General features: G+C 65.1%; 21 protein-coding genes, 2 tRNA genes and 1 pseudogene. 12 read left to right on the top strand and 12 right to left on the bottom strand.

The window, feature by feature from the left end:
* On the top strand, positions 1-681 hold the full coding sequence (locus KBY85_RS00765) for an RluA family pseudouridine synthase (RefSeq protein ID WP_254959677.1): 681 nt from the start codon (positions 1-3) through the stop codon (positions 679-681).
* A gap of 19 nt (positions 682-700) precedes the next feature.
* Positions 701-925, top strand: coding sequence for a hypothetical protein (locus tag KBY85_RS00760; RefSeq protein ID WP_106633117.1), 225 nt, complete (start codon positions 701-703; stop codon positions 923-925).
* 27 nt (positions 926-952) lie between these two features.
* Here the strand turns inward: KBY85_RS00760 and cysS are convergent, their stop codons facing one another.
* From cysS to KBY85_RS00740, 4 genes are read right to left on the bottom strand one after another with little or no spacing between them, the layout of a single operon-like run.
* On the bottom strand, positions 953-2398 hold the full coding sequence (cysS, locus tag KBY85_RS00755; protein ID WP_254930253.1) for a cysteine--tRNA ligase: 1446 nt from the start codon (positions 2396-2398) through the stop codon (positions 953-955).
* 11 nt (positions 2399-2409) lie between these two features.
* Positions 2410-5484 (bottom strand): DNA polymerase I, encoded by a 3075-nt coding sequence (polA, locus tag KBY85_RS00750; RefSeq protein WP_254959676.1) that lies wholly within the window; start codon positions 5482-5484, stop codon positions 2410-2412.
* 41 nt (positions 5485-5525) lie between these two features.
* Positions 5526-5918, bottom strand: a complete 393-nt coding sequence (locus KBY85_RS00745) for a HEPN domain-containing protein (protein WP_254959675.1) — start codon at positions 5916-5918, stop codon at positions 5526-5528.
* Positions 5915-6253, bottom strand: a complete 339-nt coding sequence (locus tag KBY85_RS00740) for a nucleotidyltransferase domain-containing protein (protein WP_254959674.1) — start codon at positions 6251-6253, stop codon at positions 5915-5917. The genes KBY85_RS00745 and KBY85_RS00740 overlap by 4 nt, the downstream gene beginning before the upstream one ends.
* A gap of 33 nt (positions 6254-6286) precedes the next feature.
* Between KBY85_RS00740 and KBY85_RS00735 the strand changes: the two genes are divergently transcribed.
* The 3 genes from KBY85_RS00735 to KBY85_RS00725 are packed head-to-tail and all read left to right on the top strand — an operon-like array spanning position 6287 to position 8177.
* Positions 6287-6874 (top strand): DUF1643 domain-containing protein, encoded by a 588-nt coding sequence (locus KBY85_RS00735; RefSeq protein WP_254959673.1) that lies wholly within the window; start codon positions 6287-6289, stop codon positions 6872-6874.
* Positions 6832-7074 (top strand): hypothetical protein, encoded by a 243-nt coding sequence (locus KBY85_RS00730; protein WP_254959672.1) that lies wholly within the window; start codon positions 6832-6834, stop codon positions 7072-7074. The genes KBY85_RS00735 and KBY85_RS00730 overlap by 43 nt, the downstream gene beginning before the upstream one ends.
* The gene (locus KBY85_RS00725) at positions 7071-8177 is read left to right on the top strand and encodes a cation:proton antiporter (RefSeq protein WP_254959671.1); all 1107 of its coding nucleotides are present in this window, start codon (positions 7071-7073) and stop codon (positions 8175-8177) included. Before KBY85_RS00730 ends, KBY85_RS00725 begins: the two co-directional genes overlap by 4 nt.
* On the opposite strand, the gene gltX is transcribed toward KBY85_RS00725, so the two are convergent.
* The 5 genes from gltX to rplS form a co-directional block, all read right to left on the bottom strand.
* Entirely contained in the window at positions 8109-9542 is a 1434-nt protein-coding gene (gene gltX, locus KBY85_RS00720) for a glutamate--tRNA ligase (protein ID WP_254959670.1), read from the bottom strand. The two genes, KBY85_RS00725 and gltX, sit on opposite strands and share 69 nt — an antisense overlap.
* Before the next feature lie 74 nt (positions 9543-9616).
* Positions 9617-9690: transfer RNA gene (locus KBY85_RS00715), tRNA-Asp, on the bottom strand.
* Between the two features lie 129 nt (positions 9691-9819).
* Positions 9820-10008, bottom strand: a complete 189-nt coding sequence (locus tag KBY85_RS00710; RefSeq protein WP_006043540.1) for a hyperconserved protein Hcp — start codon at positions 10006-10008, stop codon at positions 9820-9822.
* Between the two features lie 35 nt (positions 10009-10043).
* A tRNA-Trp gene (locus KBY85_RS00705) sits at positions 10044-10116 on the bottom strand.
* Between the two features lie 92 nt (positions 10117-10208).
* Complete coding sequence (gene rplS, locus KBY85_RS00700; protein ID WP_254959669.1) at positions 10209-10691, bottom strand: 50S ribosomal protein L19; 483 nt, start codon at positions 10689-10691, stop codon at positions 10209-10211.
* Between the two features lie 149 nt (positions 10692-10840).
* Here rplS and map point away from each other — a divergent pair, with 149 nt between their 5' ends.
* Complete coding sequence (gene map, locus KBY85_RS00695; protein WP_254959668.1) at positions 10841-11698, top strand: type I methionyl aminopeptidase; 858 nt, start codon at positions 10841-10843, stop codon at positions 11696-11698.
* Here map and KBY85_RS00690 read toward each other — a convergent pair.
* Complete coding sequence (locus tag KBY85_RS00690; RefSeq protein WP_254959667.1) at positions 11695-12435, bottom strand: NAD-dependent epimerase/dehydratase family protein; 741 nt, start codon at positions 12433-12435, stop codon at positions 11695-11697. The genes map and KBY85_RS00690 overlap by 4 nt on opposite strands.
* Before the next feature lie 79 nt (positions 12436-12514).
* On the opposite strand from KBY85_RS00690, the gene ebsA reads away from it, so the two are divergent.
* The 3 genes from ebsA to KBY85_RS00675 are packed head-to-tail and all read left to right on the top strand — an operon-like array spanning position 12515 to position 14575.
* Positions 12515-12892 (top strand): type IV pilus biogenesis protein EbsA, encoded by a 378-nt coding sequence (gene ebsA / locus KBY85_RS00685; RefSeq protein WP_254959666.1) that lies wholly within the window; start codon positions 12515-12517, stop codon positions 12890-12892.
* Between the two features lie 36 nt (positions 12893-12928).
* Positions 12929-14026 (top strand): phosphotransacetylase family protein, encoded by a 1098-nt coding sequence (locus KBY85_RS00680; RefSeq protein ID WP_254931241.1) that lies wholly within the window; start codon positions 12929-12931, stop codon positions 14024-14026.
* A 36-nt stretch (positions 14027-14062) separates the two neighbouring features.
* The gene (locus KBY85_RS00675; protein ID WP_254931240.1) at positions 14063-14575 is read left to right on the top strand and encodes a DNA-protecting protein DprA; all 513 of its coding nucleotides are present in this window, start codon (positions 14063-14065) and stop codon (positions 14573-14575) included.
* 9 nt (positions 14576-14584) lie between these two features.
* Here KBY85_RS00675 and KBY85_RS00670 read toward each other — a convergent pair whose 3' ends face one another.
* Positions 14585-15004, bottom strand: coding sequence for an MAPEG family protein (locus tag KBY85_RS00670; RefSeq protein ID WP_254931239.1), 420 nt, complete (start codon positions 15002-15004; stop codon positions 14585-14587).
* An 85-nt stretch (positions 15005-15089) separates the two neighbouring features.
* On the opposite strand from KBY85_RS00670, the gene KBY85_RS00665 reads away from it, so the two are divergent.
* Positions 15090-15581, top strand: a complete 492-nt coding sequence (locus KBY85_RS00665; protein WP_106502775.1) for a YajQ family cyclic di-GMP-binding protein — start codon at positions 15090-15092, stop codon at positions 15579-15581.
* On the top strand, positions 15565-19353 hold the full coding sequence (locus KBY85_RS00660; RefSeq protein WP_254959665.1) for a hydantoinase B/oxoprolinase family protein: 3789 nt from the start codon (positions 15565-15567) through the stop codon (positions 19351-19353). The genes KBY85_RS00665 and KBY85_RS00660 overlap by 17 nt, the downstream gene beginning before the upstream one ends.
* Before the next feature lie 99 nt (positions 19354-19452).
* On the opposite strand, the gene KBY85_RS00655 is transcribed toward KBY85_RS00660, so the two are convergent.
* A complete protein-coding gene (locus tag KBY85_RS00655) occupies positions 19453-19965 on the bottom strand; it encodes an HdeD family acid-resistance protein (RefSeq protein WP_254931237.1) in 513 nt (170 codons plus the stop codon).
* Between the two features lie 155 nt (positions 19966-20120).
* On the opposite strand from KBY85_RS00655, the pseudogene KBY85_RS16030 reads away from it, so the two are divergent.
* Positions 20121-20331 (top strand): annotated as a pseudogene (locus tag KBY85_RS16030) (DUF2231 domain-containing protein); the annotation flags it as partial.
* Between the last annotated feature and the right edge of the window lie 32 nt (positions 20332-20363).

Below are 20363 nucleotides of genomic sequence, written 5' to 3'. Positions count from 1 at the left end.
ATGCCCCGCAGTGATCCCGGCTGTTGTGTGCTTTATGCCGATCCCTGGCTGCTGGCCCTGCTGAAGCCCTCGGGCCTGCTTAGCCAGCCGGGGCTTGGGCCCGAGCTGGCCGATTCCCTAATCAGTAGGGCCCAGGAGCGGTGGCCGGAGGTAAGGCTGGTGCACCGACTCGATCGAGATACCTCGGGGCTGATCCTGCTGGCCAGAGACGCCACCACCCATAGGGCCCTAAGTGCCGCTTTCGCCGAACGGCGCGTGCGCAAGACCTACCTGGCCGTGGTCCAGGGGCTGCCTGCGGATCGGGGCGGGGTAATCAACCAGCCGCTAGCCCGAATCGCCACTCGGCCGCCCCGCTATGGGGTGGTGCCGCTAGAGCAGGGGGGCAAGCCGGCCCTCACCCGCTGGCGAGTGCTGAGGCGCTTCGAGGGCTCGAGTTTGCTGTTGCTGCAACCCCGCACCGGCCGCTCTCATCAGTTGCGGGTGCACCTGGCGGACCTTGGCCATCCGGTGCTGGGCGATCCGATCTACGGCGACCCCCTCTACGGAGACCCCGTACCAGCGCCACGGCTGCAGCTTCATGCCGCCGGTCTGCAGCTGCTGCATCCGGCCACGGGCAAGCCGCTGCATCTGCGCAGCCGTTGCTTTGACGATGGGCTGGTGGGGGTGGATCCCCTTAACTGATCCCAGTTGAACTTTTCCCATGGCGGCACTGCCCGTGTGGCTGCAGCGCTGGAACTTCATCGACCGGGCCAAGCTCGAGCGCCAGCTCTGGGATGCCTTCGAGCGGCAAGAGGACCTGCAGGCCCTGGTGGATGGCTGTGAGCCGGGCTTTCAAAAAGAGGTGTGGACTACCACCCTGGAGCGGATTCGCAAGATCGAGCGGATGATGCAGGGCCGCCAGGCACCCGAGCCGAGCGAGGACTGAGTAGGGGCTTGCCCTGCAGAGAGATACTCAGCCCCGCAGCCATTCAGTGATGCCGCCAGGCCTGTCGATCAGCTCGATGCCCTGGGCCCTCAGGCCATCGCGGATGCTGTCGGCAGCAGGGAAATCCTTGGCGGCCTTAGCGGCCTGACGCTGATCGATTTGGGCCTGGATCTCGGCGTCGCTGGGGCCGGGGCTGGTGCTGCTGGTTATGGCCTCGGTTTCGCTCTCGAGGCCAAGCACTCCGGCCAGTTCCAGCAGCAGCTGGCCTTGCTCCACCAGCTCTGGCGCCCGGGCCTCAGCGGCGGCGCTGCTGTCACCGCGCTCCAGCCGATTGGCGAGGGCTCGCAGGGGCTTGGCCAGCTCAAACAGCACCGCCAGGGCGGCGGAGGTGTTGAGGTCGTCGTCCATGGCGGCGGCGAAGCGCGCACGGGCGGCGGCGAACTCTGGGGTGGCGCCTGGGTCGGGGCTTGAGGTAGCGGCGGCGAGGACCAGGGCCGCATTAAGGCCCTTCCAGCCGGTGGCGGCGGCCTCAAGGGCGTCGGCGCTGAAGTCGAGCGGCTTGCGGTAGTGGGCCTGGAGGGTGAACAGGCGCAATGTCATCGGCGTGATGCCGGAATCGAGCAGGGCGCGGATGGTGGTGAAGTTGCCCAGGGATTTGGACATCTTCTGGCCGCCCACATTGACCATGCCGTTGTGCAGCCAATAGCGGGCCAGCTCCTGGCCGCTGGCCGCCTCCGACTGGGCAATTTCGTTTTCGTGGTGGGGAAAGATCAGGTCGGCGCCACCGAGGTGGATGTCGATCGTGTCGCCGAGCTCCTCGCGCACCATCGCTGAGCACTCGATATGCCAGCCGGGCCGGCCTGGACCCCAGGGCGACTCCCAGCTGGGTTCGCCGGGTTTGGTCCCCTTCCAGAGGGCAAAGTCGAAGGGGTGTTGCTTGCGGGCCTCCTCTGCAGTGGCCACTCGGCCGGCGGCGTTGTCCTGCTGCTCGGCTAGGTCGCGGCCGGAGAGCTTGCCGTAGCCGGCATGCTTCATCACGGCGAAATAGACATCACCATCGGCGCTGTAGGCGGCCCCCTTGGCTTCCAGTTCGGTGATCAGGCTGCGAATGGCGTCCAGGCTTTGGGTGGCCCGCGGCATACGGTCGGGCGGCAAGATATTTAGCCGGGCCATGTCGGTCACGAAGGCCTCGATGTTGCGCTCACTCACCGCCTGCATCGAGCTGCCCTCCTCAGCTGCGCGACCCAGGATCTTGTCGTCGATGTCGGTGTAGTTCTGCACAAACGTCACCCGGTAGCCGTTCCAGAGCAGATAGCGCCGCAGCACGTCCCAGGCGATGTAGCTGCGGGCATGGCCCAGGTGGCAAAGGTCGTAGACCGTTACGCCGCAGCAGTAGATACTCACCTGGCCCGGCTCGAGCGGCTGGAATTCCTCGATGCGGCGCGTGAGGGTGTTGGTGAGGCGCAGGGTCATTGAGCTGCTGGTTACTTGGCTTCCATCCAGTTAGGACCCACGCCCGTCTCCACCACCAGGGGCACCGACAGGGCCACGGCCCGCTCCATGGTTTCACGGGTCAAGGTGAGCACCGCTTCGAGGGCCTCGGGAGCCGCTTCGAGCACCAGTTCGTCGTGCACCTGCAGCAAAAGTCTTGCGGGTAGCTGGCCATGGTGCAGCTCCCGGTGCAGCTGCACCATGGCCAGCTTGATGATGTCGGCGCTGGATCCCTGGATCGGTGCGTTGGCAGCAGCCCGCAACTGTTGGGCCTCCATGCCACCGCGGCGGGCCACCTCCAGGTCGATCTCGAGGGGATCCTTTCCCCGCAGGCGGCCCAGGCCATTGGGGTCGAAGTGGAAGGGGCGGCGGCGGCCCAGGATCGTTTCCACGTAGCCCCGGCTCAGGGCCAGCCGCTCTTGCAGCTCAAGGAAGGCGAACACCTTCGGGTAGCGCTGCTTGTACTTACCCAGAAACTCTTTGGCGTCGGCCTGGCTCACGCCCGTTTCCCGGGCGAAGCGCTGGGCGCCCATGCCGTAGATCACGCCGAAGTTGATCGTCTTGCCCAGGCGGCGTTCATCCGGCGTCACGGTGTCCTTCTCCAGCAGCAGCCTGGCGGTGAGGGCGTGCACGTCGTCGCCGGTGCGGTAGGCCTCCACCAGCACCGCTTCGCCAGAAAGGTGGGCCAGGATGCGTAGCTCGATCTGGGAGTAGTCGGCGCTGATTAGGCTCCAGCCCGCTTCCGGCAGGAAGGCCTTGCGGATTCGCCGCGAAAACTCGGTGCGGATCGGGATGTTCTGCAGGTTGGGGTTGCTGCTGCTCAGGCGCCCGGTGGCGGTGACGGCCTGGTTGAAATCGGTGTGCACCCGCCCGGTTTCCGGCTCCATCAGCGCTGGCAGCGCATCCACGTAGGTGCTCTTGAGCTTGCTGAGGGTGCGGTGCTCCAGCACCAGGGGCACCACTGGGTGATCGGTTTCGAGCTTCTCGAGCACGGTGGCATCGGTGCTCCAACCGGTTTTGGTTTTGCGCGATTTCTTGCGATCCAGCCCAAGGGTGTCGAACAACAGCTCGCCCAGTTGTTTGGGGGAGGCGAGGTTGAAGTCCACCCCGGCGGCGGCCTTGGCCTCGCCTTCGAGGCGATCCAGGGTGATTTTGAGCTCGGCGCTGAGCTCGCCCAGGTAGGCGGTGTCGATGCGGATGCCGGTGGCCTCCATCAGGGCCAGCACCGGCTCGAGGGGCAGCTCCAGTTGGTCGAGCAGCTGGGGCAGGGCAGCGCCCATGGCGGTGAGCTCGCGGCGCAGCAGCTGGGCCAGGCGCCAGGTGAGGTGCACATCCATGCCGCAGTAGAGGGCGGCTGCGTCGATCGCCACGGCGGCGAAATTGGCGCCCTTGGGCACTAGCTCGCTGTAGCTGGTGGGGCTGAAGCCGAAGTTGCGCTCGGCCAGGGCATCGAGGCCGTGCTTCTCGCCGGCATCGCGCAGGTAATCGGCCAGCATCGTGTCCATCACCACCCCCTCCAGGGGCAGGCCGTGGCGCAGCAGGATCAGCCGGTCGTATTTGGCGTTTTGCAGGGCCTTGGGGTGGGAGGCGCTGGCCAGCCAGGGGGCTAGGGCGGTGAGCACCGCAGCGAGGGGCAGTTGCTGAATCTGTTGAGGAGCTTGTACAGATGTACAACCTCCCGGAGCGCTTTCTGTTGAGGTTCCAGAAGGGATCTTCAGAAGCTCCTGGATGTCTCCGCTGGCTTGGCTCTGCTGCGCTGGTAGCTGCTCGGGAAGATGGTGGCCGATCGGGATGTAGGCCAGTTCCCCCGGGCCATCTCCCCAGGCCACGCCCACCCCCACCAACTCAGCCTGGAAGGGGTTGAGGCTGGTGGTTTCGGTGTCTAGGGCCACGGGGCGGCCCGGATCTGTGCAGCCGTTGAGGCGCTGCACCAAGGCGGCCAGGCCCTCGGCGCTGGTAATCAGTTGGGGCTCGAGGGCAGGCAGGGCTGGGGCTTCTTCAGGGGGTTTCGCCTCTGGGCTGCCGCTAGTGGCGGTTTGGGCGGTGGCTGGGCTGGGCGTGCCGCTGCCAGGGCTGGATCCCTCGCTGGGCTGCGGCGGCACGGCCGAGAACAGCTGGGCGAAGTTGGGCACCTGTTTCACCAGGCTGTACAGCTCCAGCTCCTCCAGGCTGCCGGCCAAGGCGTCGGCCTTCACTGCCCCCAGCTCCAGCCGGGGCTCGCTGGGCAGGGGGATGTCGATCAGGATTTCGGCCAGCATCCGCGAGCGGTAGGCGTTGTCTTTGTCGGCGCGCAGCTTGTCCACCAGGGCTCCCTTAAGCACTCCCTTGGGGTCTTTGGCCTTGGGGCCCGCCTGTTCGAGCGCCTCCAGCGCCGCGTAGATGCCGTCCACATGTTCAAACTCTTTGAGGAGGCTGATGGCAGTCTTGGGGCCCACTCCCTTGACGCCCGGGATGTTGTCGGAGCTGTCGCCCGTGAGCGCCTTGAGGTCGACCACCTCTTCGGGGGTGACGCCGAGCTTGGCGATCACGCCCTCGCGGCGGATCTCGCTGGGGCCGCTGTTTTTGGCGTAGGGGCCGCCACCCATGTAGAGCACGGCGATGTCGCGCTCGTCGTCGACCAGTTGGAACAGGTCGCGGTCGCCCGAGAGGATCCGCACCCGCCAGCCGGCGTTGGCGGCCCTGTTGGCTAGGGTGCCGAGCACGTCGTCGGCCTCGAAGCCCGGTGCCATCGCGAGTGGAATGTCGAGGCTCTCGGCCAGGATCTGCTGCAGGTTGGCCAGATCGGCGAAGAAGTGCTCCGGCGCCACATCCCGGTGGGCCTTATAGGCCGCATCGGCCTCGTGGCGGAAGGTGGGTTCGGCCGTGTCGAAGGCCACCACCAGGCCATTGGGCTTGAGGCCTTTGCAGTTGTCGAGCAGGGCCTTTAAGAAGCCGTAGGTGACGCTGGTGGGCACCCCCGCCTTGGTGCTCAGCCCCCCTTCGCCCCCCTTGGCGAAGGCGTAAAAGCTGCGGAAGGCCAGGGAGTGGCCGTCGATCAGCAGCAGCAGGGGCTTGGTGCCAGGGGCCACGGTGCTGCCAGGGGTGATGGGTCGGGTCAGCCTGCCAGAGCTCAGGCTTGCAGTTGGGCCATGGTGATACGCACCACGGCCTCCGCGGTGCCCAGGGCGGTGGTGCTGTCGTTGGCATCGAAGAGATCAGCCGGTGCCTCATCGCCTTGGGGGTAGCGGCTGGCGCTGTTCATGCGCGTGAGCGCCTTGAGATGCAGCTCAGCCAGGGCAGGTAGATCCAGGCCCTGCTGTTGCAGCAGCTCCACCAGTTTTTCGAGGGAGTGGCTGTAGGGCGGGGTGATCCCGGCTGCCAGCACCAGGGCCTTGAGCGCCTTTTCGGCGGCCTGACCCGCCAGGTAGCAGGCCTGGGCATGGAACCCCTGGCCGGCCGTGAAGCGCGCTGCCTCCAGATCGTTTTGGGCCTGGCGGATCCAGGCCTCAACCCTGGGAGTCACGGCTGATCCAGGCGCAGGGCGTCGCGGCCGATGGCCCGCCAGTAGGGATCGTCACCCTGCTTCAGTTGCTGCCAGCGCTCCTGGGTCAGCGCAAGCACGTCGTCTCCCAGACGGGCGCCAAGCAGGGCATCGGCCAGGGCATCCGCCTCCGGCTGGCTGGGGGCGATGGCCAGCAGGTCTACGTCGGAATAGGCGTCCCAGTCACCGCGCGCCAGCGAGCCGAACAGCCAAATCTCAGCGTTTGTCCAGGCGGCAGCTGTGGTGGCTGCTCCCTGGCGTAGGGCGGAGAGCCGCTCCTGGCGGCGTGCGGTGCGAATAGCGGCCAGGCTTGCCATGGACCCAGATTAGGAGCTTTGACGGATCCGGTCTTGGCGACCACGCTGGCAGCCGCCTTCAGCCCCTGCGGCCAGTACCGCTGGTGGCTGGAGCGGCTGTGGCAGCCGGCGGCGCCAAGGCTGCTCTTCATCGGCCTCAATCCGTCGCGGGCCGATGGGCAGCGCGACGATCCCACCCTGCGGCGGTTGGTGGGTTTTGCCCAGCGCTGGGGCTACGGCAGCCTCGAGGTGCTCAACCTGTTTGCGCGCATCAGCCCATCGCCGGCGGTGCTGCGCCGCGTAGCTGATCCGGTGGGGGCAGAGGCTGATTCCTGGATCCAGCGGCGCCTGGCAGCCCAGCCTGAAGCCACCCTCTGGCTGGGCTGGGGCAACCAGGGCACCTGGCGGGGGCGCGATCAGGAGGTGCTGGCCTTGGTGCAGGGGCGTGGTCTCTGGGCCCTGGGTCTCACCGCCGCCGGCCAGCCCCGCCATCCCCTCTATTTGGCCAGCGATGTTGCGCTGCAACCCCTCACCTGGCACAACCAACAGACCCTGGGGCATCCTGTGGGCACCTCCGTTTCGCTGCCTGGCGCGCACCCATGTCCCGCATCCCCCGCCGCTACGCCGTGCATCTGCATATGAGCGGCGGCCAGACCGAAACCGTCCATTTCCCCACCCTGGAGGCGTTTCAGCAGTGGTATGGAGGGGTGCTCACCGCCTCCGCCCCAGACGCCTTCGTGAATGTGCCGATCGGCGACCTGGAGGGCGAGTATCTGGTGGTGCGACCCAACGGCGTGATTGGTATCCATGTGGAGCCCAAGTTCAACGCCCTCGATGAATGACGCCTGAGCGGCTGGGTCTGCTCTGGGGGGTCACGGTTTTTGCCGGGGCCACAGCTCAGGCCCTGGCCTGGCTCACCGGCTTGCCTGGCGTGGTGCTGCTGCTCAGCGCCGGCCTGGTGATCGGCCGCTCCGGCTTTGGCCTTGTAGAACCCCTCGACCTGGGTGCGGGTCTGGGCACGGTGGTGGGCCTGCTGGTGAGCCTGGTGCTGTTTGACGGTGGCATCAACCTGCGCCTGCCCGGTGATGCCACCAAGCAGGCAGTGCTGCGCATCGTGCTGGCTACTGGCCCCACCGTGGTAACCCCGCTGGTGCGGCAGATCCGCCTGGCGCCGCCCCTGGGCGAGGTGTTGGAGGGGGAGGGCCTGATCCTGGAGCCGATTGGTGCCGTGCTGGCGCTACTGCTTTTGGAGCTGGCCCTCGGCGACCTCCATGGCTGGCGGGAGCTGGCCCTGGGGCTGTTGCAACGGCTTGGCGGCGGTGTGGTGATCGGCGCGCTCTGCGGCTGGCTGCTGGCCGAAGCCCTGCGCCGCATCCCCGCCCAGCCGGCCGGGGCCCTGCGGCTCCAGCTCACCTTGGGCACTTTGTTTCTGATGTTTAGTGGCTGTGAGTTGCTGCTGCCCGAATCGGGGCTGCCAACGGCCGTGGCTGCTGGTGTGGTGGTGGGTCGCCGGCCCGATATCGATGCCGCCGAGCTCGATGAGTTGATTCGTCAGTTGGCCCAGCTGGCGATCACGATGCTTTTTCCCCTCCTGGCTGCAGATGTGAGCTGGGCCGAACTCAGCCCCTTGGGCTGGGGAGGGGTGGCCTGTGTGCTGAGTTTGATGCTGCTGGTGCGCCCCGTGGCCATCGGCCTGGCCACCTGGGGCCTCGATTTCAGCCTGCCCCAGCGGGCCCTGATGAGCTGGCTGGCGCCCCGCGGCATTGTTACCGCGGCGGTGGCCGGCCGTCTGCAGGGGTTGGTGTTTTTGACGATCCTGCTCACCGTGGGGCTGCAGGGCCTAAGCGCCGGCCCCCTGGCCCGCTGGCTTGGCCTCTCAGAGGCAGCGGGCGATGCGGGGGCGGTCGTCGCCGCATCGGTGCAGCAGCAGCCAGGTGGCAAGTAGGTCTGGGCCCTGGAGGCTGCCGAGTAGCGCTGCCCGCAGGCTCTTCATGATCACGCCCTTCTTGACGCCAGCGGCAGTTGCGGCCTCGCCAAGCAGCGCCTGGGCCTGATCGGGCTCCAGGGCACCAGGCGGCAACTGCTCCAGTAGGGCTGCCAGAGCTGGGCGGGCACCCTCGAGTTCGAGCTGGGCGCTGGCAGCTTCGTTGAGGGCTGGGGTTGCAAAGAACGGCCGGGCCATGTCGACACCGTCGGCCAGCAGGGTGAGGGAGGGGCCGAGCAGCTCACATAGCTGTAGCTGCCAGGCGGGATCTGCGCTGATGCCGCTGGAATCAGCCGGCCAGCCCGCGGCGGCCCAGAGGGGCAGCAGCTGCTGCCGCAGGGCCTCGGGGCCCAGCTCGTGCAGCACCTGGCCGCTTAGCCAGTTGAGCTTGTCCCAGTCGAAGCGAGCGCCGGCGCGGTTGACCCGCTCGAAGGAAAACGCTGCCGCGGCCTCAGCCAGGCTGAAGCGCTCGCCCATCCCCTCCGGCGGCGACCAGCCCAGCAAGGTCATGTAGTTGGCCAGGGCTTCAGCCGTGTAGCCCATCTGCTGAAAGTCGCTCACCGAGGTGACGCCGTCGCGCTTGGAGAGCTTCTTGCCCTCCTGGTTGAGGATCAGGGGTGTGTGGGCAAACACCGGGGGCTCGGCGCCAAGGGCTTGATAAAGCAGCAGCTGTTTGGCGGTGTTGGCAATGTGGTCTTCGCCGCGGATCACATGGCTGATGGCCATGGCGGCATCGTCCACCACCACCACGAGGTTGTAGAGGGGGTCGCCGATTTGGTCGGCGGCGGCGCGGCGGGCTATCACCATGTCGCCACCTAAATCGGCGCCGGCCCAGCGCATTTCGCCCCGCACCAGGTCACTCCAGGTGATCGTGGCGTCGTCGTCGATGCGGAAGCGGATGGTGGCTTGGCGCCCCTCGGCGATGAAGGCCTGTTGCTGCTCGGCGGTTAGGTCGCGATGGCGGTTGTCGTAGCGGGGGGCCTGCTTGCTGGCCGCCTGCTGCTCCCGCATGGCGGTGAGTTCCGCCTCGCTGGCGTAGCAGCGGTAGGCGTGGCCGGATGCAAGCAGTTGCTCGATGGCGGCCCGGTGCTCGCTGATGCGAGCGCTCTGAATTATGGGTTCGCCATCCCATTGCAGCCCCAGCCACTGCAGCCCTTCGAGGATGTTGGTGGTGTATTCGGGCTTGCTGCGCTCTTTATCGGTGTCTTCAATGCGCAGCAAAAACTGACCGCCCAGGCGGCGGGCATAAAGCCAGTTGAATACTGCTGTGCGGGCGGTGCCTATGTGCAGCGTGCCCGTTGGGCTCGGGGCGAGGCGAACACGCACTTGGCGATCTGAAGAAGGTTGCCCTGCTACGGACTGCGCAGCATCCACAGGGGCAACTCCAAATTGAAATGGAACGGGACTGACGGGATTCGAACCCGCAACTTCCGCCGTGACAGGGCGGTGCTCTAACCGGTTGAACTACAGTCCCAGGCAGCTTTTTAGGCTAACTGTGTCGCGGAGGCGACTTTGAAAGTATCCGTGATGGCCGGTCCGCTCGTCAACCAATTGGTTTAGGGCAGACCGGCATTGCGGATAGGCATTTAAAGCCGCATGAATCTCAGGGCCTAAACCCTGCTGGCTCAATCAAACGAACCTGATTGCCTCGGGCTGTGAATTCACGACCTTGGTCGCTCTGCACAACCACCCTGCCACCGGATTTCACCCGGATCACCCGAGCTCGAACCCAGCCCAGAGCGGCTGATTCGAGCACCTTGACCACATCCCCGGGTTGTAAATCCAACTCCATGCTCAAACCAGCAAACTGCAAATTGGGGCATCGAACGCGCCGTGGAGGACTTGAACCCCCGACATCAGGTTTTGGAGACCTGCGTTCTACCAACTGAACTAACGGCGCATGGCCGATGCCCCGTAAATAGGAGACCGCAGCTAATCAGCCAGCTGTCTAGAGGAATCTCAAGACGGCAGGCTGACGTTGCGTTGGCAACCTCAGCGGTCGAAGCGTTGCTTGACGCGCGTGGCTTTACCCACCCGGTCGCGCAAGTAGAAGAGCTTCGCCCGACGCACCTTACCCCGGCGCTCCACATTGACGGAGGCAACTTGAGGACTGTGAAGCATGAAGACCCGCTCCACGCCAATGCCCTGGAAGATCCGGCGCACAGTGATCGTTTCGTTGAGGCCGCCATGGCGCTTAGCGATCACCACGCCCTCATAGGGCTGCACGCGCTCCTTATTGCCTTCGCGGATGCGCACACCCACCTTGACCGTGTCGCCGACGTAAATGTCGGGCAGCTCGTCTTTAAGTTGCTCAGCCTCAAAGGCCCGGATCAGCTCTTGGGCGCTGAGTTTGCCGGCTTTGGCCTTCGTGGCGGCGGGTTTTTCTTGCACCGCGGTAGCCGCAGGAGCTGCCGTGCTCGCGGTGGCGTCTACCACCTGATCAGCCGCTTGATTTTCTGTCGACTCCGTTGCCATCTCAGCTCCGCTACGCCTGGCCAAAGATCAAGTGTACCGGCTCGTGGTGCCCCGTTTGCTATTCCGGCTTTGCCACAGCGGTCCACTCCCATTGGTAGCTTTCAGTTCTGCCCTACATCGCTGCCGGATAGCTGCCGGTGGGTCATTGCATGAATTTGTTTGCCGACCTACTGGCCAGCACCAAGGGCGCGCCGGTTGCCTCCCCCACCGTTGAAACCGGTCCACGCATCCAGAAGGGACGGCGCGGCGTTGAAATCAAGTCGGCCCGCGAGATCGACACCATGCGCAAGGCCAGCCGGATTGTGGCCACGGTGCTGCGCGAAATTCTGGAGCTGGCGGCTCCCGGCATGAGCACCGGCGACCTCGATCGCCATGCCGAGAAGCGCATCCGCGAGATGGGTGCTACTCCCAGTTTCAAGGGGTATCACGGTTTCCCGGCCAGCATTTGCGCCTCAATCAACAACGAAGTAGTCCACGGCATCCCGAACAGCAAACGGGTTATTCAGGCCGGCGACCTGGTGAAGATCGACACCGGTGCCTACTTCGACGGCTATCACGGCGACAGCTGCGTCAGCCTTTGTGTAGGTGAAGGCGCCACCGAGGAGGCCCAGACCCTCTGCCGGGTGGCCCAGGAATCGCTGATGCAAGGGCTGCGCCAGATAAAGGCGGGCAACACCTTGCTCGACATCGCTGGAGCGGTCCAAGACCACGTCGAGGCCCACGGTTTTGCGGTGGTGGAGGACTACACGGGCCATGGAGTGGGCCGCAATCTGCACGAGGAGCCCTCGGTGTTCAACTTCCGCACCCGAGATCTGCCCAACATGAAGCTGCGCCCGGGCATGACCCTGGCGGTGGAGCCGATCCTCAACGCCGGCAGCAAGGCCTGCCGCACCCTCAAGGATCGCTGGACCGTGGTGACCGTTGATGGCAGCTGGTCGGCCCAGTGGGAGCACACCATCGCCGTAACCAGTGACGGTTGCGAAATCCTCACCGACCGCGATTTCTAGGGCTGGCCGGGGCTTGGCCGCGTCAGCAGCTTGAAGTAGCCCCAACGCGCCAGGGTGCTTAGCGGCATCAACACATAGGTGAGGGGGTTTGGGGTCACGATGATCAAACTGAGCCCTAATCGGGCCTGGGCAATTACCTGATTGGCCACGAATCCCGGCCCCATTACCCCGATTGGGTTGAGGCTTGAGCGGAATGGCCCCAGCACCAGCCTGCGGATGCGCAGGGGCCCGCTGGCACCAGAGAGATCCAGGGCACGCAGGCTCACCAAACTGCCTAGCAGCCGTTTGCTCAATTCATAGAGAGGGCTGAGGGCTGGCTGGATCTCCGCCTCCGAGGTGTTGATCCACACCTCGGGCTTGGGCCGCTCTGGGCGGTGGCTTTGTTGCACCACCTCGGCAAACAGCTCCAGCAGCCGCCAGCTGCTAAGGGCATTCACCTCCAGGGCAAGCGCCGTGGCAGAGCGGCTGCGGCGCTGTTGCTGGTTGATGCCGTGGTTCAGCACCAGGATGTCTACCCGCTCCAGTAGCCCACGTAGCTCCTGCTCCTGGCCGCATTGCCAGCAGACCTGCTCTAGGGGAATCGCTGTGCCAGCAGGATCCAGCAGGAGCAGGGGTTCGCTTCTGCTGGTGAGGGCTACCAGCGAGGCGCCCTGCTGGGCTAGCTCCTGGAGCAGGGCCCGACCCAGGCTGCCGCTCGCACCAGTAACCGCGATCCGGCATCCATCAAAATTGGTCATCTGCCTGGCATAAACGGCGGCCGACGCGTCAGCATGGCTGGAAATAGTTGACGTATACGCCGCCTTGATGCCCACTGGCATGTTCCCTGAGACTGTTGCACCCTTAGTGCCCCTATTTGCTCCTTACTGCGGGGGGCTAGGGCGGCTGATGCCTTTAGAGAGTGCTTTGGCGATCCTGTTGGCGGGCGATTGGGCCGGTAAGCGCCTGCTGCAGGGGGGGCGTAGCCACATGCTGCGGCTTAGCTGGAGTGGTGAGACGGCACCCCAGGAAATTCTCCACTGCGATTTGACTTTTCCTGATTTACCAGAGGTGAAGTACAGCTTTGACCTGCCCTGCCACCAGTTGGTGCAGTGGTTGATGGATCGGGAGGGGGAGCAGTTGCCGGCGAGTTTCTGGCAGTGGCTGTTGCTGGGTCAGCAGCCCCTTGCTACCGAAGCAGTGGGCAGCGCCGCCTAAATTTCGCTTCAAGACACCCCCAAGCGAGGTTGACCGATGGCCCCCACCTTGCTGATCGGCTCCTGCGAATCCTTCAGTGGCAAATCGGCGGTGGTGCTTGGCATGGCCCGCCAGCTGGCTCGTCAAGGGGTACCGGTGCGTTTTGGCAAGCCCCTAGCCACCAGCCTCGATAGCCCGGTGGATGCTGCCAGCCAGGTGCCTTTGCTGGATGCCGATGTGCGTTTCATCGGCGCCACCCTGGGGCTTCCGGAAGCCAACCTGATTCCCTCCCTGCATGTGCTCGATCCGGCCACGGCAGAGCGGCGGCTGCTGCAGGGTGACTTGGATCCCGGCTCGGGTTTTGAGCAGCTGCGTGAGCAGCTGGCCGCCGCCAGCGACGGGCTAACCCTGCTGGAAGCTGCCGGCAGCCTGCATGAGGGATTGCTTTACGGCCTCAGCCTGGCCCAGCTGGCCCGGGGCTTGGAGGCATCGGTGTTGCTGGTGCATCCCTGGATCGATAGCTGCAGCATCGACCCGCTCCTGGCGGCTCAGGCCGAGTTGGGTGAGCATCTGGCGGGGGTGGTGCTCAATGCAGTCAAGCCGGGGCTTGTGGCCCAGCTGTGCGCCGAAGTGGTACCTGCCCTGGAGCGCCTTGGTTTGCCGGTGCTTGGCGTCATGCCCCAGAGCCCCCTGCTGCGCAGTGTCACGGTGGAGGAGCTGGCCCTGCGTCTCGGTGCCCAGGTGCTGTGCTGCCCGGAACGGCTCGATCTCCTGGTGGAAACCCTCTCGATTGGCGCCATGAACGTCAACTCGGCAATGGAGTTTTTCCGGCGCCGCCGCAACATGGCGGTGGTGACGGGCGCTGATCGCACCGATATTCAGCTGGCAGCCCTGGAGGCCTCAACCCAGTGCCTGATTCTCACGGGCGCTGGAGACCCGCTGCCCCAGCTGCTCAACCGGGCCGAGGAGCTCGAAGTGCCCCTGCTCAAGGTGGAGCACGACACCCTCACTACGGTGGAAGTGATTGAGCAGGCCTTTGGTCATGTGCGTCTGCACGAAGTGGTGAAGGCAAGCTTTGCCTTCCGGCTGGTGGAAGAGCATTGCAATTTCGAGCGCCTGTTTGCTCGGTTGCAGTTGCCCGCGTTAATGAAATAACGCTGCTAGTTTCAAAGGACTGGCAGGTGGCTACTGGTGTCGCGGTCCCTTGATCTTCCGTCGATTGATCGTATCGACACCCTGGCCCAGGAACTGGCGATGCTCCAGGACCGCAGCAAGCGTCGGATTGCAATTTTGGGCAGTCGCCATGTGCCCGTGGTTTCGATCCATCTGGTCGAATTAGTGGCCCGCTCCCTGGCCCAGGAGGGTCACAATCTGATCACCTCTGGATCCCAGGGCGTTAATGCGGCGGTGATTCGCAGCGTGCTGGAGATTGATCCGGCCAGGCTCACCGTGCTTTTGCCCCAGAGTCTTGATCGCCAACCTGGAGAGTCTCGCGATCAATTGGAGCGAGTGCTGCATCTGGTGGAGAAGCCAGAGCACGATGAGCTGCCCCTGCCGATGGCAAGCAGCCTCTGCAACCAAGACATCATCAGTCGTTGCGATCAGCTGATTTGTTACGCCTTCCACGACAGTGAGACCTTGCTAGCCAGCTGCCGGGTCGCGGAGGACATGGGCAAGGTGGTGAGCGTGATGTTCTTCGATTAAATCTGTGGCTTAGGAGCCCAGCAGCGCTTTTAGGCCTTCTACGTAGAGCAAGCCGCTGCAGGTGAGAGCGCCAGCCCAGCAGAGGCCTCGCAGCGGTGGCACGTTGCCTACGTACATGCCGATGTAGGCCAGGCGCAGCAGGGGATGGATCCAGGCCGCGGCGATTGCTACCGGGCTGCTCACACCCGCCACCAGGCACAGCAGGGAAGCGGGCGCGTGCAGGGTGAAGGCCTCAAAGCAGTTTTGGTGGGCCCAGGCCGCCCGCTTGCCCCAGGCCGGCAGCCGCTCAAACATCGCCCGCGGGGCGCCCAGGTCGGCCATTTGGAAATTGGCCTGGGAGCGGGCGGCGCCCAGGGGCACAGTGCTGAATACCACCACACCAGCTGCCAGCAGCAACGACCAGGCGAAAGGGGCGAGGGTGGAGGTCATGAACTGCAGGCGCAATCAGTGCTTGTTCAGGCTGACAGGCCGCCCCTACGATCCGTGAACGCCTCCGACCTCCAAACTGCGCCCCATGGCCGACACCTATTCCTTCGATGTGGTGAGCGATTTCGATCGCCAGGAGCTCGTCAACACAATCGATCAGGTGCGCCGCGACGTGGGCACCCGCTACGACCTCAAGGATTCCAATACCGAAATCGAGGTGGAGGAGGCGAGCCTCACCATCACCACCGCCAGCGACATGACCCTTCAGGCCGTGGAGGACGTGTTGCGCCAGAAGGCAACCAAGCGCAACCTCTCGCTGAAGATTTTTGACTTCCAGAGCCCCGAGCCCGTGGGGGGCAACCGGGTGAAGCAGGTGGTGAAACTGCGCAAAGGTTTGAGCTCTGAGCTGGCCAAGCAGCTGAGCAAAACCGTGCGCGACGAGCTCAAGAAGGTGACCGTTTCGATCCAGGGCGAAAGCCTGCGGATCACCGGCAAAAACAAGGACGACCTGCAGCAGGCGATCAACCTGCTCAAGGCCCAGGACGTGGAAGTGCCTTTGCAGTTTGAGAACTACCGCTGAGCCGGTGCAGCCGGCTTGTTCCGCCCCTGGTTGGCGGTTCTGGGTTGATCGGGGTGGCACCTTCACAGACGTGGTGGGCTGCAGCCAAGCTGGCGAGCTGCTGGTGCGCAAGGTGCTGTCGGTGCAGCCGGAGTGCCCGGGGGACCCGGCCGTGCGTGCCATAGCTGCGCTGCTGAGCATGGAGCCCGGCGTTATGGCCGGCAGCCCCCTGCCGCTGGGATTGGTGCGGGAGGTGAGGCTCGGCACCACCGTTGCCACCAACGCATTGCTGGAGCAGCGCGGCGCCGGGGTGGTGCTGCTGATCAACCGCGGCTTTGCCGACCTGCTCAGCATCGGCGACCTGCACCGCCCCGACCTCTTTGCCCTGGCCATTCAGCGGCCCAGCCCCCTGCGGGTGCGGGTTCTGGAGGTGGAGGGGCGCCTGGACGCGGAGGGATTCGAGCTTGAGGCGCTGCAGTGGGGAGAGGATTTGCAGCAGCTGCTGCGGCAAGCCCAGGCCGACGGCTACAGCAGTTGCGCGGTGGCCCTGCTGCACAGCACCCGCAATCCCAGTCAGGAGCTGCAGCTGGAGCAGTGGCTCGCACCCCTGGGCTTCGAGGCCGTGGTGCTCTCCCATCGGCTCAGTGGCCAGCCAAGGCTCGTGCCCCGCGGCCAGACCGCCCTGGTGGAGGCGGCGGTGGCGCCGGTGCTGGGCCGCTACCTGCGCCAGGTGCAGCTGGCCTTGGGGCCAGCAACTCGGCTGCGGGTGATGCGATCCAGTGGGGCTCTGGCAGCGCCTGAACTGCTGCTGGCCAAAGACACGATCCTCTCGGGGCCGGCCGGAGGCATGGTGGGCGCCGTGGCAGTGGGCAGGAGGGCCCTTGCTGCCGCTGGGCTGCCGTCGCGGCCGATCGTTGGTTTCGACATGGGTGGCACCTCCACCGATGTGTTCCATTTCGATGACCGCTGCGTGTCAAACGCTGGTGGTGATCTGGCCTGGGAGCGCAGCCCTGCCACCGAGATCGCTGGGCTGGAATTGCAAGCTCCGATGTTGCCGATTCACACCGTGGCTGCTGGCGGCGGCTCGGTGCTGCGCTTTGACGGCAGGCGGCTGCAGGTTGGGCCTGTTTCTGCAGGAGCTGATCCAGGTCCGGCGGCTTACCGCCGCGGCGGACCGCTAACCATCACCGATGCCAACGTGTTGCTCGGCCGCCTGCCGCTTGCCGCCCTGCCGGCTGTGTTTGGCCCCAAGGGCGACCAACCCGCTGATGGGGAAGCGGTGCGGCGAGGGTTTGCGGAGCTGGCGCTTGAGATGGCCGCGGTGGCCCCTGGGATCAGCCCGGAGCGGCTGGCGGCAGGTGCCCTGCAGATCGCCATTGAAACGATGGCGGAAGCCCTGCGCCGCATCTCGATCCAACGCGGCCACGACCTGCGCGAGGCCCTGTTGGTGAGCTACGGCGGGGCTGGCGGTCAGCATGCCTGCCGCCTGGCTGAGGTGCTGGCTGTGACGCGGGTGTTGCTCCACCCCTTGGCGGGGGTGCTTTCCGCCTATGGCCTCGGCATGGCCGAGCAGAGGTTGCTGCTGGAATGCTCGCCGCGGTTGCCACTGGGCCCCGCAAGCCTGCCCCTGCTGCGTCAGCGCTCCGCCGAGCTGGAGCAGCAGGGGTTCGCCGACCTGCGCCGGCTGGGGGATTTGGCCGAGGGCGCCACAGGCCGGATTGGGGTGCAGCTGGAGCTGCGGGCCGCCGGCAGTGAGCGGGGGCTGGAGGTGGCGTGGTTGCCCAACGAGCAAGGAGTTGAAGACCTGCAGCGAGCTTTTAGCGCCGCCCATCTGCAGCGCTTCGGCTATCGCCCGGTGGGCGAAGACTGGATCGTGGAGCGGCTGCTGGTGGAGCTGGCTCCCCCGGCGGTGGTTCCAGAACAGGCAGTGCTTCCAGAACAGGCAGTGGCTGAAGCCCCGCTTGCCCCAACCACTCCCCTGTGGCTGGGCGAGGCGGCTGGCTGGCGGCCGGTGCCGCTGTGGCAGCGCTCCCAGCTGCAGCCCCAGCAGAGGCTCGCGGGGCCAGCCCTGGTTGTCGATGCGACCACCACCACCGTGCTGGAGCCTGGCTGGCGTGCCCTGGTGCTGGCCGATGGAGCCCTGCTGTTGGAGCGGGACGGCGCGGCAATTGGCCAGACTGGTGATAAGAGTGTTGAACATGTGGAGCAGGGGCCCGATCCCACCCTGCTTGAGCTCTACAACCACCGCTTTGCAGCCATCGCCGAGCAGATGGGTGGGCGGCTGCAGCAGAGCGCCCGCTCGGTGAACATCCGTGAGCGGCTCGATTTCTCCTGCGCCCTCTTCGATTCTGCGGGTCAGCTGGTAGCCAATGCCCCCCATATCCCGGTGCACCTCGGTTCTATGGGCGACAGCGTGGTCAGCCTGCTTGCCGCCATCGCCCGGGGCGAGCGCCAACCATTGGCTTCTGGCGATGTGGTGTTGTCAAACAATCCCTACAACGGCGGCACCCACCTACCAGACATCACTGCCATTACGCCGGTTTTTGTCCCTGGTTTGGGCGACTCCCAGGCTGGGGCCCCTTTGTTTTTTGTGGCCTGCCGCGGCCACCACGCCGATGTGGGCGGCATCACCCCGGGCTCGATGCCGGCCTTCAGTCGCAGCATCGATGATGAGGGCCTACTACTCGACAACGTGCCCTTTTTGAGTAGTGGCAACTTTGATGAGTCGGTGTGGCGGCAGCGACTAGCTGCAGGTAGCCATCCAGTACGCAACCCCGACCAGTTGCTTGCCGATCTGCAAGCCCAGGCGGCGGCTAATCGGCTGGGTGTTCAGGAGCTGGGGCGCTTGATTGAGCGCCACGGCCTCGACGAGGTGCGGGCCTACATGGCCCATGGGCAAGCCCACGGTGCCGAGGCGGTGGCTCGGGCGCTTGCGCACCTCAGCGACGGGTCTGCCCGGGTGGAGCTCGACCACGGCGCATTCATCCAGGTAGCTGTTCGCATCGACGCTGAGGCTCGCCGGGTTCAGGTTGATTTCAGCGGAACCTCGCCCCAGCACAGCGGCAATCTCAACGCCCCTTTAGCCGTAACCAAGGCTGTGGTGCTCTACGTGTTTCGCTGCCTGGTGGGCGAACAGATCCCCCTCAATGCCGGCTGCTTCGAGCCGATCGAGCTGATTGTGCCGCCCGGCTCCCTGCTGCATCCCAATCCGCCGGCGGCGGTGGTTGCCGGCAATGTGGAAATCTCCCAAGCGGCAGCCAACGCTCTGTTTGCGGCGCTGGGGGTGCAAGCCGCCGCCCAGGGCACGATGAACAACCTCAGCTTTGGTAATGGCCAATGCCAGTACTACGAAACGATCGGTGGGGGCAGCGGTGCTGGCATCCGCCCCGGTGGTGCGGGCTTTGACGGGGCGGCCGCTGTGCAGAGCCACATGACCAACTCCCGTATCACCGACCCGGAAATTTTGGAAACGCGCTTTCCGGTGCGGCTGGAGCGCTTTGGGATCCGGGCCGGATCGGGCGGGGATGGGCGGTTTCGGGGAGGCGCTGGGGCGGTGCGGCAGTTGCGTTTTTTGGCCCCGATGACCGTTGCCCTGATCTCTGGTGCGCGGCGGGTGGCTCCCGCGGGGTTGGCCGGCGGGCTGCCGGGCGCCTGCGGCCGCAACACCTGGATCGGGGTTGATGGCTCGAGCCGGCAGCTCGACGGCTGCTGCGAGCTGGAGCTCCAGCCCGGTGAAGCCCTGCGCATTGAGACCCCCGGAGGTGGGGGCTACGGCGCCCCCAGTAGGCCATGAGCGCTTTTGCCATCAAATGGTTTGTCGCTGGTGACGACGGTGTTTGGTTCACCAGCCCAAAAACCGAGGCGATAGTGGAGGCGATTGGCAACTAAGTTGTTAAGGCTGGCTAGGTGGGGCCGTGAGCAGGTTGATGGCGGAAAACGCCATGCCAATGCCAAACAACATGCCGATCGCCCAGATGCTGTCTGAGGGCCATTCGGCAATCAGCATGCCGCCGAGTACGGCGGTGACGATGCCGTCAATCAGCACCAAGCCACGAGCCGCTCCCTGGCCGGTGGCCGCGGCGGCTAGCTCCATCACGCCCTCGAAAGCAAGCAGGAAGCCGACAAACAACGTCAAGCTCACCTCACTGGCAACTGGGAATGCCAGCACCCAGACGCCGCCGCCCAAATAAAGCAGGCCGGAGAACAGGCGGAAGATTTTTCCTTTGATATCGGCTTCGCCAGTGAGACGAAGTATTTGGGATACCCCGGCAATCACTGATACGGCCCCAACGGCGATGGTGAGCAAGGTGGCCGAGACAAATGGCAGCACCACCGACAGCCCGGCCGCAGCAAACAGCAGGGCTGCGGTGACCCAGCGCAGGGCGGGAGAAGCAGGAACTGTCACCGGTATAAAAGCAATTAGCTTTCAACTTTAATCGCCGCGCCATAAGGTCCCGCTGTCAGGAAATGCTCACGGCTGTTTAGCAACTCATCACAGCTTTCGGCGTTGCTGGTTGGCTCTCTCCAGCGTGGAGATCAATCGTGTTTGGTATGGGCGCCATGCTTGAGCTGCTACCGCCGCTCAACGACCACAACCTCCCTTGGATGGACGCTATCCCGTCCGATCGTTTTGAACTTTCTGATCGCCATGGGGTTGATTACTTTTGTATTTGATCTCATTGCAGATGCAACCCGCAGATTGCGGCTTTTTGAGGTTAGCTTTTGGAAACTTCTATTTGCCACAGACGCCATCTTTGTGGCGAGCATGTTTCGCATCTCGCGGCAGTTTCATCAACCAGGACT

It is taken from the genome of Cyanobium sp. BA5m-10, from assembly GCF_024346255.1.
GTDB classification, from domain to species: domain Bacteria; phylum Cyanobacteriota; class Cyanobacteriia; order PCC-6307; family Cyanobiaceae; genus Cyanobium_A; species Cyanobium_A usitatum.
The sequence above is the reverse complement of the archived record's forward strand: the minus strand, read 5'-3'. Positions and strand labels throughout refer to the sequence as shown.